At 71.6% G+C, this 15,683-nt stretch carries 11 protein-coding genes; 2 read left to right on the top strand and 9 right to left on the bottom strand.

From position 1 onward, the window contains the following. Positions 1-161 precede the first annotated feature (161 nt). Genes ABZW18_RS12775 through pdhA form a run of 3 tightly spaced genes read right to left on the bottom strand, consistent with a single transcriptional unit; the run spans position 162 to position 3,942 of the window. Positions 162-1,772, bottom strand: coding sequence for a dihydrolipoamide acetyltransferase family protein (locus ABZW18_RS12775; RefSeq protein WP_356186047.1), 1,611 nt, complete (start codon positions 1,770-1,772; stop codon positions 162-164). A gap of 21 nt (positions 1,773-1,793) precedes the next feature. After that, positions 1,794-2,774, bottom strand: coding sequence for an alpha-ketoacid dehydrogenase subunit beta (locus ABZW18_RS12770; protein WP_356186044.1), 981 nt, complete (start codon positions 2,772-2,774; stop codon positions 1,794-1,796). 1 nt (position 2,775) lies between these two features. Continuing rightward, complete coding sequence (gene pdhA / locus ABZW18_RS12765) at positions 2,776-3,942, bottom strand: pyruvate dehydrogenase (acetyl-transferring) E1 component subunit alpha (protein ID WP_356186041.1); 1,167 nt, start codon at positions 3,940-3,942, stop codon at positions 2,776-2,778. A 621-nt stretch (positions 3,943-4,563) separates the two neighbouring features. Here pdhA and ABZW18_RS12760 point away from each other — a divergent pair. Further along, on the top strand, positions 4,564-5,604 hold the full coding sequence (locus ABZW18_RS12760) for a phosphotransferase (protein ID WP_356186064.1): 1,041 nt from the start codon (positions 4,564-4,566) through the stop codon (positions 5,602-5,604). A 193-nt stretch (positions 5,605-5,797) separates the two neighbouring features. Here ABZW18_RS12760 and ABZW18_RS12755 read toward each other — a convergent pair whose 3' ends face one another. Further along, positions 5,798-7,387: a protein kinase gene (locus ABZW18_RS12755; RefSeq protein WP_356186038.1), complete on the bottom strand. Its 1,590-nt coding sequence runs from the start codon at positions 7,385-7,387 to the stop codon at positions 5,798-5,800. Between the two features lie 316 nt (positions 7,388-7,703). Between ABZW18_RS12755 and ABZW18_RS12750 the strand changes: the two genes are divergently transcribed. Further along, positions 7,704-9,452, top strand: a complete 1,749-nt coding sequence (locus tag ABZW18_RS12750; RefSeq protein ID WP_356186035.1) for a protein kinase — start codon at positions 7,704-7,706, stop codon at positions 9,450-9,452. Positions 9,453-9,605: 153 nt separating this feature from the next. On the opposite strand, the gene ABZW18_RS12745 is transcribed toward ABZW18_RS12750, so the two are convergent. The 5 genes from ABZW18_RS12745 to ABZW18_RS12725 form a co-directional block, all read right to left on the bottom strand. After that, entirely contained in the window at positions 9,606-10,166 is a 561-nt protein-coding gene (locus ABZW18_RS12745) for a bacterial proteasome activator family protein (protein ID WP_356186032.1), read from the bottom strand. 290 nt (positions 10,167-10,456) lie between these two features. After that, a complete protein-coding gene (locus ABZW18_RS12740; RefSeq protein WP_356186029.1) occupies positions 10,457-11,107 on the bottom strand; it encodes a hypothetical protein in 651 nt (216 codons plus the stop codon). Positions 11,108-11,404: 297 nt separating this feature from the next. Beyond that, positions 11,405-12,382, bottom strand: coding sequence for an NAD(P)H-quinone oxidoreductase (locus ABZW18_RS12735; protein WP_356186062.1), 978 nt, complete (start codon positions 12,380-12,382; stop codon positions 11,405-11,407). 158 nt (positions 12,383-12,540) lie between these two features. Then, positions 12,541-13,632 (bottom strand): potassium channel family protein, encoded by a 1,092-nt coding sequence (locus tag ABZW18_RS12730; RefSeq protein WP_356186026.1) that lies wholly within the window; start codon positions 13,630-13,632, stop codon positions 12,541-12,543. Continuing rightward, positions 13,629-15,062: a molybdopterin molybdotransferase MoeA gene (locus tag ABZW18_RS12725; RefSeq protein WP_356186024.1), complete on the bottom strand. Its 1,434-nt coding sequence runs from the start codon at positions 15,060-15,062 to the stop codon at positions 13,629-13,631. The genes ABZW18_RS12730 and ABZW18_RS12725 overlap by 4 nt, the downstream gene beginning before the upstream one ends. Between the last annotated feature and the right edge of the window lie 621 nt (positions 15,063-15,683).

The following is a 15,683-nucleotide window of genomic DNA, read 5'->3' as shown; positions in this document are numbered from 1 at the left end:
CCCGCTCCGAGCGCAGCGCAGCGGAGCAGGCCGCCTGAAGCCCAGCAACCACCGGGAGGCAGAACGGCCGACAGCCCCGCCACGCCCCCTCCCTCGGAGCGGTACGACATCGGGGCCCGGAGGGCTTTCGCGCCTCCGGGCCCCGATGTGTTCGCTTGCTGCTACGCCCGGGTGATGAGCTTCTTCGGGTGTTCCAGGATCTCCGCGACATCCGCGAGAACCTTGGAGCCCAGCTCGCCGTCGACCACGCGGTGGTCGAAGGAGAGCGCCAGGGTGGTGACCTGACGGGGCTTCACCTTGCCCTTGTGGACCCACGGCTGGAGCTTGACCGCGCCGAAGGCGAGGATCGCCGACTCCCCCGGGTTGAGGATCGGGGTGCCGGTGTCGACGCCGAAGACGCCCACGTTGGTGATGGTGACTGTGCCCCCCTGCATCGCTGCCGGGGACGTCCTGCCCTCGCGGGCCGTGATCACCAGCTCGCCCAGCGCGGTGCCGAGTTCGGGCAGGGTCTTGGCGTGCGCGTCCTTGATGTTCGGGACGATCAGACCGCGCGGGGTCGCCGCGGCGATGCCCAGGTTGACGTACTCCTTGCGCACGATCTCCTGGTTGGCCTCGTCCCAGGCCGAGTTGACCTCCGGGTTCCGCTTGATCGCCACCAGGAGCGCCTTCGCGACGAGCAGCAGCGGGTTGACCCGTACGCCTGCCATGTCCGGGTCCTGTTTGAGGTCCTGCACCAGCTTCATCGTGCGTGTCACGTCGACGGTGATGAACTCCGTGACATGCGGCGCCGTGAAGGCACTGGCGACCATCGCCTGCGCGGTGGCCTTCCGTACCCCCTTGACCGGCACACGCGTCTCACGCGCCACGGCGCTGACCTCCGGTGCGGCGGCCGGCTGCGCTGCCGGTGCCGCAGCCCCGGGTGCCGGCGCCGGGGCCGGGGCGACCTCCGTCGCCGCCATGGCCGAGGCCGCGGCGGCGTGGACGTCCTCGCGCGTGATCACTCCGTCGCGACGGGTCGGCGTGACCGTCGCCAGGTCGATGCCGAGGTCCTTGGCGAGCTTGCGGACCGGCGGCTTGGCGAGCGGCCGCGCCTCCGTGGTCCCGGCGGCAGCCCCCAAGTGGCCGTTCAGCTCGGCCTGAATCGCGGCGGCCGTGGGCTGGGGACGCTGCGCGGCGGGTGCCTCCGCCGGTGCGGCAGTCCCGGAGCCGGTCGGCCGACCCGGCTCACCGGGACCCTCCGGCGCGGCTGCCCCGGCAGCCGTCGCGCCACCGGCACCCGGCTGGGACGGGACCGACTGGCCCGGCTGCGGCTTGCGCGGACGGCGCTTCGTCGACGAGGCAGCGACTCCATAGCCCACGAGCACCGGCTGGCGGCCCTCCGGCTCGACCCCTTCGTCCGCCCCTGCCTCGGGCTTCGGCGGGTAGTAGCCCGGCTGATCCACCGCGCCACCGCCGTCCCCGGCGGCCGAGCCGCCCTGCGGCGCCTCAGCGGCCGACGGCTCAGCCCCGCTCCCGGGCTCGGTGTCCACCGTAATGATCACCGTGCCGACATCCACCGTCGTCCCCTCGGCGAAGCGCAGCTCGTGCACCTGCCCGTCGAAGGGGATCGGCAGCTCCACCGCGGCCTTGGCGGTCTCGACCTCGCACACCACCTGGCCGTCGGTCACCATGTCACCGGGCTGTACGTACCACTTGAGGATCTCGGCCTCGGTGAGTCCCTCGCCGACATCCGGCATCTTGAACTCACGGAAGCGCTGATCAGTTGCGGTCATCGTCACGACTCCTCAAGCCCTTCAGTACGCCAGCGCGCGGTCGACGGCATCCAACACCCGGTCGAGCCCCGGCAGGTACTCGTCCTCCAGCCTCGCCGGAGGGTACGGCGCGTGCATGCCGCCGACCCGCAGGACCGGGGCCTCCAGGTGGTAGAAGCACCGCTCGGTGATCCGGGCGGCGATCTCGGATCCCGTACCCAGGAATACCGGAGCCTCGTGCACGACGACCAGCCTTCCGGTCTTCTCGACCGACCGCTGGACCGTGTCGAAGTCGATGGGGGACATCGAGCGGAGGTCGACGACCTCGAGGGACTTGCCTTCCTCGGCGGCCGCGGCGGCAGCCTCGAGACAGACCTTCACCATCGGCCCGTAGGCCGCCAGCGTCAGATCCGTACCCTGCTGGGCGACCCGGGCCGCGTGCAACGGGCCGGGGATGGCCGTGATGTCGACCTCGCCCTTGTCCCAGTAGCGCCGCTTCGGCTCGAAGAAGATGACCGGGTCGTCGCTCTCGATGGCCTGCTGCATCATCCAGTAGGCGTCCGAGGGGTTGGACGGGGAGACGCACTTGAGGCCTGCGACGTGCGCGAAGAGTGCCTCGGGCGACTCACTGTGGTGCTCGACCGCGCCGATGCCGCCACCGTAGGGAATGCGGATGACGACCGGCATTTTGATCTTGCCGAGTGCCCGCGCGTGCATCTTGGCGAGCTGCGTGACGATCTGGTCGTACGCCGGGAAGACGAAACCGTCGAACTGGATCTCCACGACCGGCCGGTAGCCGCGCAGGGCCAGGCCGATCGCGGTGCCGACGATGCCGGACTCGGCGAGCGGCGTGTCGATGACCCGCTCCTCGCCGAAGTCCTTCTGCAGACCGTCGGTGACCCGGAAGACTCCGCCGAGCTTTCCGACGTCCTCGCCCATGATCAGGACCTTGCTGTCGGTCTCCATGGACTTGCGGAGCGATTCGTTGATCGCCTTGGCGAGCGAGAGCTTCTCGACGGCCATGTCAGTTGTCCTTCCCGGCGGGCTCCGCCTCGACCGCGAAGGACGCCTGGTAGGCGGCGAACTGCGCGCGCTCCTCGTCGACGAGCGCGTGCCCGTCGGCGTAGACGTTCTCGAAAATCGCCATGTGGTCGGGGTCGGGCATGGCGCGTACGGCCTCGCGGACCCGCTTGGCGAGCGCGTCGCTCGCCGTCTCGAGCTCGGCGAAGAACGCCTCGTCGGCCAGGCCCTCCCGCTCCAGATAGGTCCTCAGCCGCAGGATCGGGTCCTTGGCCTCCCAGGCCGCCCGCTCCTCGTCCAGCCGGTATTTCGTCGGGTCGTCGGAGGTGGTGTGAGCGCCCATCCGGTACGTGAAGGCCTCGACGAGGGTCGGACCCTGACCGCTGCGGGCCCGTTCCAGCGCCGACCGGGTCACGGCGAGGCAGGCGAGCACGTCGTTGCCGTCGACCCGAACACCGGGGAAGCCGAAGCCCTGGGCGCGCTGGTAGAGCGGGACGCGGGTCTGCCGCTCGGTGGGCTCGGAGATCGCCCACTGGTTGTTCTGGCAGAAGAAGACGACCGGGGCGTTGTAGACCGCGGAGAAGGTGAAGGCCTCGGCGACGTCACCCTGGCTGGAGGCGCCGTCACCGAAATAGGCGATGACGGCGGAGTCCGCGCCGTCCTTGGCGACACCCATCGCGTACCCGGTCGCATGCAGCGTCTGCGAGCCGATCACGATCGTGTACAGGTGGAAGTTGTTGGTGGCCGGGTCCCAGCCGCCGTGGTTCACACCGCGGAACATCCCGAGCAGATTGGTCGGGTCGACCCCGCGGCACCAGGCGACGCCGTGCTCGCGGTAGGTCGGAAAGACGTAGTCGTCATCGCGCAGGGCCCGGCCGGAGCCGATCTGGGCCGCTTCCTGGCCCAGCAGCGAGGCCCAGAGGCCCAGCTCGCCCTGCCGCTGCAGAGCTGTTGCCTCCGCGTCGAAGCGACGGGTCAGCACCATGTCCCGGTACAGGCCACGCAGCTCTTCCGGCGTCAGGTCGATGGAGTATTCGGGGTGCTCGACCCGCTCGCCCTCCGGCGTCAGCAGCTGTACGAGCTCGGGCTGGTCGGCCGGTGGCTTCTTGGCGCCGGCGCGCTTGCCGCTGCTGCGGCGCGGTTTCCGCGCGGCAGTGCTCTCCACGGTCACGGTGTGCTCCTCCGTCTGTCCGGCCCCCGGGATCCGCCGGCGGCCAGTTGGGGCTCACCCGCTTCGAAACGGCGCACGGGGTATGTGCGGCGGGCCGAACGGGCGTGACAGGCGCCCGGACAGTGGCCTGCAACACGCACGTTACCCAGTGCTTCGCATCTCCGCGAAACCCCTCCTGACCTGCAATTTTTCTTGGATTTCCAAGTAAATCGGGAAAGGAGCGGAACCTCACTGGTCACAGCCTTGCAGCCCTCCGGGACAACGGCACGTTATCCCGGAGGACGAGAGCACGGGAAGACTTCGTGTCTGAAACCGGCTCCGTTCCCGAAGAAGGATAAATCAACCTAATTCACTCAATGGCTATGAAGTAGTCCGACGCGGTGATTCATGAGATGACGGCGGGAATCCCTTTCCGCCCGCCCTGCGCTTCTCCGGCCCCGGTCCTGCATTCCGCCTTCCGGCCACAGCCCGCACTCCGCTTTTCGCGTCCCCTTCCCGCCCCGGGTCCTCGCTTCGCTCCCGCTTGCAGCGCTCCGTTATCCTGCCCTGCACTCTGCGTGACGCCAGTGATCTAACATCTGGCGAGTGCCGCGCTCATATGCCGCCTCTGCTGCTCTCCCCCTGCCACCGCCCCGTACCGCTGCTCTCCGTACTGCTCCCGACGGCGGCACTCTGGGCACGCTGCTGCGCCGGTACGAGGGCGCGGGCGAGCCGCTGTCCTGCGAGCCGGTCGCCGAGGGCCTGCTCAACCGCGGCTACCGGCTGGCCACCACCCGCGGCCGCTACTTCCTCAAGCACCACCTGGACGGCGACAGCGCCGCCATCGCCCGGCAGCACGGCGCGACCGCCCGGCTCGGCGCGATGGGCCTGCCGGTGGCCCCGCCGGTACCGGACTCGGACGGCCGTACTGTCGCCGTGATCGGCGGCCGCTGCTACGCCCTGCACCCCTGGGTGGACGGCCGGCACCGGGACGGGGGCGAGCTCACCTGTGCCCAGTCACGGCGCCTGGGGGCGCTGCTGGGGCTCGTCCACACCTGCCTGGAGCGGGTGATGCAGCAGTCGCCGCTCCCCGAGGCCGAGGCCCGGGTGGAGAGCGCCGATCCCTCCGACACCTTCGAACTGATCGAGGAGCTGCTCACCCTCGCCCGCGGCCGGCGGCCCCGGGACAGCTTCGACGAACTGGCCGAGCACCGGCTCGTGGAGCGCAGAGCGCTGCTGGAGCGGCACGCCCACCGCCGCCCCGAGGCGGGCGCCGAGCCCGCCGCGGGCTGGGTGCACGGCGACTTCCACCCGCTGAACCTGCTGTACCGGGGCGCGGAGCCCGCGGCGATCGTGGACTGGGACCGGCTGGGCGTCCAGCCCCGCGCGGAGGAGGCGGTCCGAGCGGCGGCGATCTTCTTCGTACGGCCGGGGGGCACGCTGGAACTGTCCAAGGTGCGCTCCTACGCCCGGGCCTACCGGCGCGCCACCGTCGCCGGCACGGAGGAGCTGGCGGCGGCTGTGCACCGGGTGTGGTGGGAGCGGCTCAACGACTTCTGGATGCTGCGCTGGCGCTATCAGCTGCTGGACCGCCGGGCGGATCCGCAGTTCCCTGCGGCGGCGGCGCTGTCGGTCTGGTGGACCCGGGAGTACGAGGCCGTCCAGGACGCGTTCGCGGGGTGACCGGGCACCGGGTCACCGGGTCACCCGGCCACAGCACTGCGGACGCTTCCGCGCAGCATGCCGACGGCCTCAGGGGTGTCCCCCTTCACCGCCGGCACTGCCCGGACCGGGCGTCGGGTCCAGTCGGGTCGGGTCGGGTCCAGTCGGACCGGGTTACCCCACCGCCGCCGCCTTCACGCGGGTGACGACCGGCTCAGGGCGTTCCGCCCTCGCCGCCGACGTCACTGGGATCGAGCGTCGGGTCCGGGTCGCCGTTGCCACCGTCGCTCGTGCCCGTGTCGCCGTCGGACGGGCTGGGGGAGCCACCTGAGCCACCGGCGTCCGTACCGCCCGACGTGGTCTCGCTGGGCACCTCGCTCGGCGTCTGCGACGGCGTCTCGGACGGGGTGTCACTGGGTGTCTGGGAGGGCGTGTAGGACGGGGTGTATTCGTCCTGGCCGCCGACCGATCCACCCGGCTCGGTGCCCTCCGTGGTCTCCTCGTCCGCGGACCTCGACGGCGTCTTCTCCGCGGGCTCGGAGGTCGCCGGGGGGTCCTTCGGCTTCGGGTCCTGCCTCTGGCCGAGGTTGTCCAGCGCGAAGACGATGCCGACGGTGATCGCGATCACCGCGAGCGCCGCGAACAGCCACATCTTGCCCCGGCCGCCCCGGCCCCGGCCGCCGCCTGGCCTGTTGCCGTCGAAGCCGCCGTCGTCGTCCCGGCTGCCCGGCAGTATCGGGCCGCCCACGCCGATCTGGGAGGTGTCGCCATGGTTCGGGTGCGGCAGGGCGCTCGTCCCGGCCACGCCCATCGCCGGGGTCGCCCCTCCGGTGTGGGACACCGGTCCGGTGTCCCATACGCCGGTGTGGCTGCCCTTGTCGGCCAGCATCTGGAGGGCGTACTGGACCAGGCCGCGCATCTCCTCGGCGCTCTGGAACCGGTCGTCCGGGTCCTTCGCCAGCGAGCGCATGACCAGCCCGTCCAGCTCGGGCGGCACCGCGCCGGTGACCTCGGACGGCGGGACCGGGTCGTCCTGGACATGCTGGTAGACCACCGAGAGCGGGGTCTCACCGGTGAACGGCGGCCGCAGCGCCAGGAGTTCGTAGAGCAGACAGCCGGTGGCGTACAGATCCGAGCGGTGGTCGACGGCCTTGCCGAGGGCCTGCTCGGGAGAGAGGTACTGCGGGGTGCCCATGACCATGCCGGTCTGGGTCATGGTGCTCTGCGCGCCGTGCAGCGCGCGAGCGATGCCGAAGTCCATCACCTTGACGGCGCCGCTGTCCGTGATGATGACGTTGGCGGGCTTGATGTCACGGTGCACGATGCCGTGGTGGTGGCTGTAGGACAGCGCCTCCAGCACCCCGGAGACGATGATCAGCGCCTGGTCCGGCGGCGGCGCCTCGGCATTGAGCAGCAGATCGCGGATCGTCCGGCCCTCGACCAGCTCCATGACGATGTACGGCACGGTGCTGCCGGCGACGGTGTCCTCGCCGGAGTCGTAAACAGCCACCACGGCATGGTGGTTGAGGCCCGCGACCGACTGCGCCTCGCGCGTGAAGCGGGCTTTGGAAACAGGGTCCTCGGCGAGGTCGGCGCGGAGCAGCTTCACCGCGACCGTACGGCCGAGGCGGACGTCCTCCGCGGCGAAGACCTCGGCCATGCCGCCCCGGCCGAGGCGGTGGGTCAGGCGGTAGCGGCCGTCGCCGACCAGCCCTCCGACACCCCATGCCTCCGGGGCGTCGTGCATTCCTCCGCCGGAGGCCTCGGGTTCGGACGGGCCCTGGGCGCGCTGCGTCTGTGCCATCAGTCCTCGCCGTCGTATCTGTCCGCTCGCACCTGGCTGCGGGTCAACGCTGTTCCGCTAAGGCACGCTACAGGGTCCGAGGGGCGCGCCGGTCCGTGATGGACCGGCCATCCAACCCGCGGGGGGCGTACGGGCGCAAATCACATAGTGGCCCGGTAACTCTTCACGAACGCTTCTTGCCCATCCAGTCACGGAACGGGCATGCGGCTTGACGTGTCCCCGCCCTGGGGCAGACTTGGCCGGGAAACGAGGATCAGTGCGGCGGTCGGCAGGTTGACCGTGTTGTGCGGCCGTGCGGCACGGGGGGAGCAGACAGATGAGCCAGGACGGCGCGCAGGGCCGCTACGAGGACCGCTCGGTCGGTGGTGGCCGCTACGAGCTGCGCGACCTGCTCGGCACCGGCGGTATGGCCTCGGTGCACCTGGCGTACGACTCCGTGCTGGACCGGCAGGTCGCCATCAAGACACTGCACACCGAGTTGGGCCGTGAGCAGTCCTTCCGCGAGCGGTTCCGCCGCGAGGCCCAGTCGGTGGCCAAGCTCTCGCACACCAACATCGTCTCGGTCTTCGACACCGGCGAGGACGCGGTGGTCGACGGCGACTCCGGGGCGGGCGACGGCACCGTCGTGCCGTACATCGTCATGGAGTACGTGGAGGGCAGGCCGCTCCGCTCGGAGCTGGACGCGGATGTCGCACAGCACGGGGCGATGCCGGCCGAGAAGGCACTGAAGATCACGGCTGATGTGCTGGCGGCGCTCGAGGTCAGCCATGAGATGGGCCTGGTCCACCGGGACATCAAGCCGGGCAACGTGATGATGACCAAGCGCAATGTGGTCAAAGTCATGGACTTCGGCATCGCGCGGGCCATGCAGTCGGGGGTCACCTCGATGACCCAGACGGGCATGGTCGTCGGCACACCGCAGTATCTGTCGCCGGAGCAGGCGCTGGGCCGTGCCGTGGACGCCCGCTCCGACCTCTACTCCGTCGGCATCATGCTCTTCGAGCTGCTGACCGGGCGACTCCCCTTCGATGCCGACTCGCCCCTGGCCATCGCCTATGCGCATGTACAGGAGGAGCCGGTCGCTCCGTCCTCGATCAACCGGTCGGTCCCCGCGGCGGTGGACGCGTTGGTCGCGCGGGCACTGAAAAAGAACCCCAACGAGCGTTTCCCGACAGCGGAGGCGATGCGCGACGAGTGCGCGCGGGTGGCCGGAAGCGGGCAGACCGGCGCGGCCCCGATCATCATCGGCGGCGGGCCCGCTGCGCGCAGCGGCGCGGGAGTTGGCGCGGCGGTCTTCCCACCGGTGGCCCAGCAGACTCCGGCACCGCCGAATGTTCACCTGCCGTACCAGCCGCCGCAACCACCACAACAGCCGCAGCAGCTGTCGCACGGACAGATGGGTGGCTTCGGCCCCACCACCCCGCCGCCGTTCCCGATGCAGCAGCAGGGCTACCCGACGCCGCCCCAGGCCCCCTCTCCGTACGGCAGTGGTGTGCAGACCCCGCCGCCGTACGCGATGTCCCCCGGTGCCCGTCCCCCGGGCGGCCGCAAGAGCAATGTGCCGGTGATCGTGGGCGTGATCGTGGTGGCCCTGCTGGCACTTGGCGGGCTGGTCGCAGCGGTCTCCGTGAGCAAGGACAACGGTGGCGGGGGCGGCAGTCCCTCGGACAGCGAGGAGACGGCCCAGGCCGCGACGGACGATCCGACACAGCGGGAGTCGTCCGCGTCGCCGAGCGGGGAGACCGACGATGACGAGGACGAGGGCCCGGGGTTCAACCCGGGGGACAAGACCAAGGTCATCGACAAGGAGAAGTGCACGGAGGCGTACGAGTACTTCGACGACGAGGAGAAGGTCACCGCTCCGCAGCTCCAGTACTACGACATCGCCTCGGTGAAGTCCTGCCTGAACGCCAGCGGCTGGAAGTACAGCGTGGAGGAGGAGGACGAGAACATCTGGGGCAAGGGCATCGTCATCCGACAGACCCCGCTGGCCGGTGACGCGTTCGACCCGAACAGCAAGACGGAGAAGTTCGTGCTGACGGTCTCCACCGGCAAGCCCGCCTGATGAACATCCTCATGATCCTCATGATCCTGATGAGCACCGTCGGGATGCAGCGGACAACGGCCTGACGCAGGACACGGACGGAGGGGCTCGGCACGCGGTCCGCGTGCCGAGCCCCTCCGTTGTGTTCCGGTGTCGCGTTCCGAGGGTCGGGGATCAGAGGTACGGGCCCGAGCGGGCGCCGCCCTGCGGACCGTCGTGCTCACCCTCGCCGGTCATCACTCCGGGCGGCAGCGCCCGGCGCATCTGCTCCAGCTGCGACCGGGCCGCCATCTGCTGGGCGAACAGCGCCGTCTGGATACCGTGGAAGAGCCCTTCCAGCCAACCGACCAGCTGGGCCTGCGCGATCCGCAGCTCCGCCTCGGTCGGGACCGTCTCATCGGTGAAGGGGAGCGACAACCGCTCCAGCTCCTCCACCAGCTCGGGGGCGAGGCCGTCCTCCAGCTCCTTCACGGAGCTCGAGTGGATTCCCTTGAGCCGGACCCGGCTGGCCTCGTCGAGAGGAGCCGCCCTGACCTCCTCCAACAGCTGCTTGATCATGCTGCCGATGCGCATGACCTTGGCGGGCTGTTCGACCATCTCCGTCACCGGGGTCTCGCGCGACTCCTCGTCGCCCTCCCCGCCGCCGTGGGCGGGGTTGCCGAGCGCCATTCCATCCGGTCCTACGACCAAAACGTGTGGGCTCTCCTGCGAGCGTTCATTCCTCGGCATCTCCATGCCCCCCAGTCTCTCGCACATCTGCCTGGACCGAACTCTGCCCCCGTAGATCCGGGGCCCGTTTCTGTGGCTCGCCGGAAGCCGCGCCTCACGGGCGGGGACGGTCTGCACTGCGTGATCGGCAGGCGTGCGGCCGGAGAATTCCGCGGTCGGGGGCTGCCGACACGGCGCGGTCGGAGATTTCCGCGGTCGGCGGGGGTGACCGGCCGAGGCACTGTCGGCCGGGCCGGCCGGGGCGCGGTGGGTAATCGCGGTCGGCCGGGGAACGAAGCGGGTCGGCCGGGGAACGGTCAGCGCTGCCGGAGCCGGAGGCCGAAGTACGCCAGTCCGAGCCCCATGAGCGCCAGCCCGGTGCCGATCGGCAGCACGCGGAGCACCCGGCCGGTCGGCTGCGTGGCCGTCTGCCTGTCGCCGTCCTCGGCAGCGGCGCTCGGGTCGTCGGCCCGCAGTCGGCCGGACGGCTCGGCCGGGGCCTCCGTCCGGCTGGGTTCGGGCGTCTCCCCCGGCTCGTACGGAAGCTGGTTGTGCGGCCGTGCTACCTCCAGCTCGTCCCGCTCGGCGGGCGGGGGCTTCGGCACCCCCGTCGGGGACGGCGGGCGCGACACCCCGGCGCTGGGCGCGACGGACGGCCCGGTCGAGGCACGGCCCGGCTCACGCGGCCCGGCAGGCCTGCTGGGGTCCGCGGCACCCGGCGGAGGGTCCGGCGCACGCCCGGGCCGCTGCCGCCCCTCCCCGGCCCGGCGCCCGGCGTACGGTTCGCCCCGCTCGTCGTCGGGGCGGACGGCGGACCGGCGGTGGTCGTCCTGCGCGCGCTGCCCACGGTGCGTACGGAGATCGTCCGGCCGCCCGATGGAGTGGTCGTCCGGCCGGACGACGGTGGCCCCCCGCTCCCCCAGGGCGGGGGTGTGGTCAAGGGCCTGTACGGCCGGTGCGGGCAGCAAGGCGACTCCTGCCAGGAGCCCGACGGCGAATCGCGAGCGAAGCGCTGGAGCCACGCCGGTGACCCCCTCCCGTGCCGGACCGTCAAGGTGACAGTGTTCAGCGTCACACGTTGCGTGACGTCCGGCATCTCGGGCATTCAACCCAATAGGAGCAAACGTCACCACATCGGATCCGAAGGGGATCGAACCAGAGCCGGCCGACGGCAGCCGGGCAGGCAGTCAGCCGGGCAGGCCGGCGGAGGGGCAGGCCGGCGGAGGGGCGGACCGGGCAGGCGGGCAGACGGACCGGGCGAGGGGTCAGACCGTCAGCAGCACCTTCCCCACGTGACCGCTCTCCTCCAGCACCCGGTGCCCCTCGGCCGCGTCCCGCATCGGAACCGTACGGTCCACCACAGGTTTCACCCGCCCGGTGGCGAACAGCGGCCATACGTGCTCGCGCACCGCCGCCACGATCGCTGCCTTCTCGGCCAGCGGCCGCCCCCGGAGCGAGGTCGCGGTGACCGCACCTCGCTTGGCCAACAGCGCACCCAGGTTCAGCTCGCCCTTGCGCCCGCCCTGCAGGCCGATGATGGCGAGCCGGCCGCTCACGGCGAGCGCCCGAACGTTCCGGTCGAGGTACTTCGCGCCGACGATGTCCAGGATGACGTCCGCCCCCGCCCCGTCCGTGGCCTTGCGGAGCTCCTCGACGAAGTCCTGCTCGCGGTAGTCGATGAGAATGTCCGCGCCCAACTCACGGCAGCGCTCCAGCTTCTCCGGGCCGCCCGCCGTCACCGCGACCCGCGCGCCGACCGCCTTCGCCAGCTGGATCGCCATCGTGCCGATGCCGCTCGAGCCGCCGTGCGCCAACAGGGTGTCGCCCGGCCGGAGATGGGCCACCATGAACACGTTCGACCAGACCGTGCACACCACCTCCGGCAGCGCCGCCGCCGTCACCAAATCCACGCCCTCCGGCACGGGCAGCAGCTGGCCGGCCGGGACCGCGACCTTCTCCGCGTAACCGCCGCCCGACAGCAGCGCACAGACTTCGTCGCCGACGGCCCAGCCGGAGACGCCGGGTCCCAGCGCCGCGATCCGGCCGGAGCACTCCAGACCGGGGTACGGGGAGGCGCCGGGCGGCGGTTCGTAGAAGCCCTGGCGCTGCAGCAGATCGGCACGGTTGACAGCACTGGCCACGACCTCGACCAGTACCTCTCCCTCGCCGGGTTCGGGGTCCGGGACCTCGGCCCACACGAGGGCCTCGGGTCCGCCGGGTTCGGGGATGGTGATCGCGTGCATAGGCATGGGCGCGAGGCTACTCCGTCATACGGCTCGGCTCGCTGCTGCGGCCTGCCCGATTCTGCGGCTGCCGAAAGTGCGACTGACGCGGGGGCGCGACTGCCCGACCTGGGACTCGACTGCACGGAGCCGCTGCTTACGGAACCCGCTTCGGTTGGTTACTCCGGTGGCCGCTCAGCGTTTCCGGGCTGCCCTGTCGGCTTCGCCCGGACAATGGCGATGATGCGGTCGGTAGATTCCAGCGGGCTCGCCTTCGGGTCGTCGTACCCCATCAACCGGTGCCCGCGCAGCACCGAGACGACGAGGTCGTCCAGGTCCCGTACGGAACGGCCGACCTCGGACTTCACCACCGGCCGCTCGATCACGTCGAGACCGCTGCCCTGCTGGATCAAGTCCTCCATGACCGTCACCGAGCTGGGGCTGACCACGGAGAGGCCCAGCAGCCGGCCCGCGGCACTGGAGCTGGTGATCACGGCATCGGCACCGGACTGGCGCAGCAGCGGCGCGTTCTCCTCCTCCCGCACTGCCGCGACGATCTTGGCGCCCCGGTTGAGCTGACGCGCCGTCAACGTCACCAGCACGGCGGTGTCGTCGCGCTGCGTCGCGATGATGATTTTCCGGGCCCGGTGCGCCTCGGCGCGCAGCAGCACATCGCTGCGCGTCGCATCACCGATCACCCCCACAAAACCCTCGGCGTTGGCGGCGTCGACGACCTTCTGGCTCGGGTCCACGACGACGACGTGCTCCTTGCGCAGGCCCTTGGCAGTCAGGGTCTGCACGGCGGAACGGCCCTTGGTGCCGAAGCCGACGACGACGGTGTGGTCGCGCAAGGTGGACCTCCAGCGGGTCAGCCGCCATTCCTCACGGGTGCGCTCGGTGAGGACCTCGAGAGTGGTGCCGACCAGAATGATCAGGAAGAGCACGCGCAGCGGCGTGATGAGCAGGACATTGAGCAGCCGGGCGCCGGCACCGTACGGGACGATGTCGCCGTAGCCCGTGGTGGAGAGGGTGACGGTCGCGTAGTAGACGCAGTCGAGGAAACCGACGGACTCGTCGGCGTTGTCGTGGTACTCGTCGCGGTCCATGTAGACGATGAACACGGTCGCGACCATGACCAGCAGGGCCATCAGCAGCCGCCGGGCGACCTGTTGGAGCGGCCCGTGGCCGGAGCGCCGGGGCAGCTGGATGCGGTGGGAGGCGACATCGAGAGGTTCGACGCGTGCGGCGGCGTCGTGGCTGGGCACCTTCACGTGCGGCCTCCGCCGTCCGGCCTCGCGGCCGTCCCTGTGTCGTCGTACCAGGGGACTTCGAGGATCTCCGTCTCCGTCCCGGCCTCCGCGCCGCCGGGCGGTACGACAGCGAGCCCGTCGGCGGTGGCGATTCCACGCAGCATGGCGGGGCCGTTGAAGTGCAGCGGGACGGCCTGAACTCCGCTGAAGGCCACGGGGACGAGGCGGGTGTCGTGGGGGTGGCCCTGCACCGCTGAGGCGAGGGGGGCGACGGAGCCGGCGGACGGGTGCGTGGCCGGGGCGGTCGCGGGGTACGCGGCGGAGGCCGTCGCCGGGTACGTGGCGGAGGCCGTCGCGGGGTACGTGGCTGTTGGCGCGCGGCCCGCCGGCATACGGCCGGAGAGCGTACGGAGCAGGGGCTCGGCGAGCGTCAGCAGCCCGGAAACGGCGGCGAGCGGGTTGCCGGGGAGCCCCACCAGATGCTTTCCGGGGGCGAGTCGCGCGAGCAGCATCGGGTGCCCGGGGCGTACGGCGACCCCGTCGACCAGCAGTTCGGCGCCTGCCCTGCGCAGGATCGGATGGACGTGGTCGACGGGTCCGGAGGCGGTGCCTCCAGTGGTGAGGACGAGGTCGGCGGTGGAGGCGGTCACGGCCGCGTGGAGTGCGTCCGCTTCGTCGCGGAGGTGGCGGGTACCGATCACTTCGGCGCCGAGCGCGCGCAGCCAGGGGCCGAGCATCGGGCCGAGTGCGTCGCGGATCCGGCCGTCGCGGGGGAGCCCGCTGCGCAACAACTCATCGCCCAGGACCAGGATTTCGACGCGGGGGCGAGGGACCGTGGGCAGCTCGTCGTAACCCGCGGCGGCGGCGAGCCCGAGGACCGCGGGGGTGACGAGTACCCCGGCGGGCAGCAGCCGGTCGCCGCTGCGGCACTCCTGACCGCGGGGGCGGATGTCCTGCCCGGGCGTAACCGTCCGTCCGGGGAGCGCGTGCAGCCAGTCGCCTCGGCCGCCGGCGCGCTCCCGTACCTCGCCGTACTCGCTCCGCAGCACGGCCGTCGTACCGGAAGGGATGCGGGCGCCGGTGGCGATACGGGCCGCCTCGCCGTCGTCCAGCGGGGCGGGCTCGGCGTGCCCGGCGAGGATGCCGGTGCCGGCGGGGTCGGCGATCCGCCAGGGGCCGGGGCCGCCGAGAGCCCAGCCGTCCATGGCGGAGGTGTCGAAGGACGGCAGATCGGTGAGCGCGACGAGCGGCGCGGCGAGCACCTGCCCCAGGGCGTCGCCGAGCTCCCGTACGACCGTCGGCAAGGGCCCCTTCGCGGCCTGTGCGGCAATGCCCCGGGCCTCGGGCCACGGAGTCGCTCGGTGAGCCCGCCCGCGCGGGCCGGGCTGCGGCCCGGCCGACTTCGGTTCGGCAGGCTGCTGTTGGGCGGTCTGCGTGTCGGCGGTCTGCATGTCGGCAGTCTGCGTGTCGGTGGGCTGTTTTTCGGTTGGCTGTTTTTCGGTTGGCTGCGACGGGCCGGAGGTCGGTGCGGAGCGGGACGATCGCCGGGATCCGCCGCTGCCCTGCTCCCGGCTGCTGGACGGCCCGGGACCCGGGCCCTGCTCCTGGCCGGCGGACGGCCCGGAACCGCTGCCCGGCCCCGAACCGGAACGCTGCCCCCGGCCGGTTTCCTGACGGGGGTCGCTCTGCTCCGCCGAGCTGGAGGACTGCCCGGAACCAGAAGTCTTCCCCGGGCCGGCGGAGGACCCGCGGCCCGCGGCCCGCTCCGAACCGGCGTGCTGCCCCCGGCCAGGGCCCGGGCTCGATCCGCGCTGCCGCTCCGAACCCGGGGAGCGCCCGGCACCAGGCCCCTGCCCCGGACCGGCGGACCACCCACAACCTGTGCCCCGCTCCGAACCGGAGTTTTCCCCCCGGCCCGGCTCCTGGCTCGATCCGCGCCGGCCCGCCGAACCCGGGGACCGCTCGGCACCAGGCCCCTGCCCCGGACCGGAGGGCCGGTCAGCACCAGGACCCCGCCCCGGACCGGAGGGCTGGTCGGCACCAGGACCCCGCCCCGGACCGAAAGGCTGGTC

It is taken from the genome of Streptomyces sp. NPDC004647 (assembly GCF_040609575.1).
Classification (GTDB): domain Bacteria; phylum Actinomycetota; class Actinomycetes; order Streptomycetales; family Streptomycetaceae; genus Streptomyces.
The sequence above is the reverse complement of the archived record's forward strand: the minus strand, read 5'-3'. Positions and strand labels throughout refer to the sequence as shown.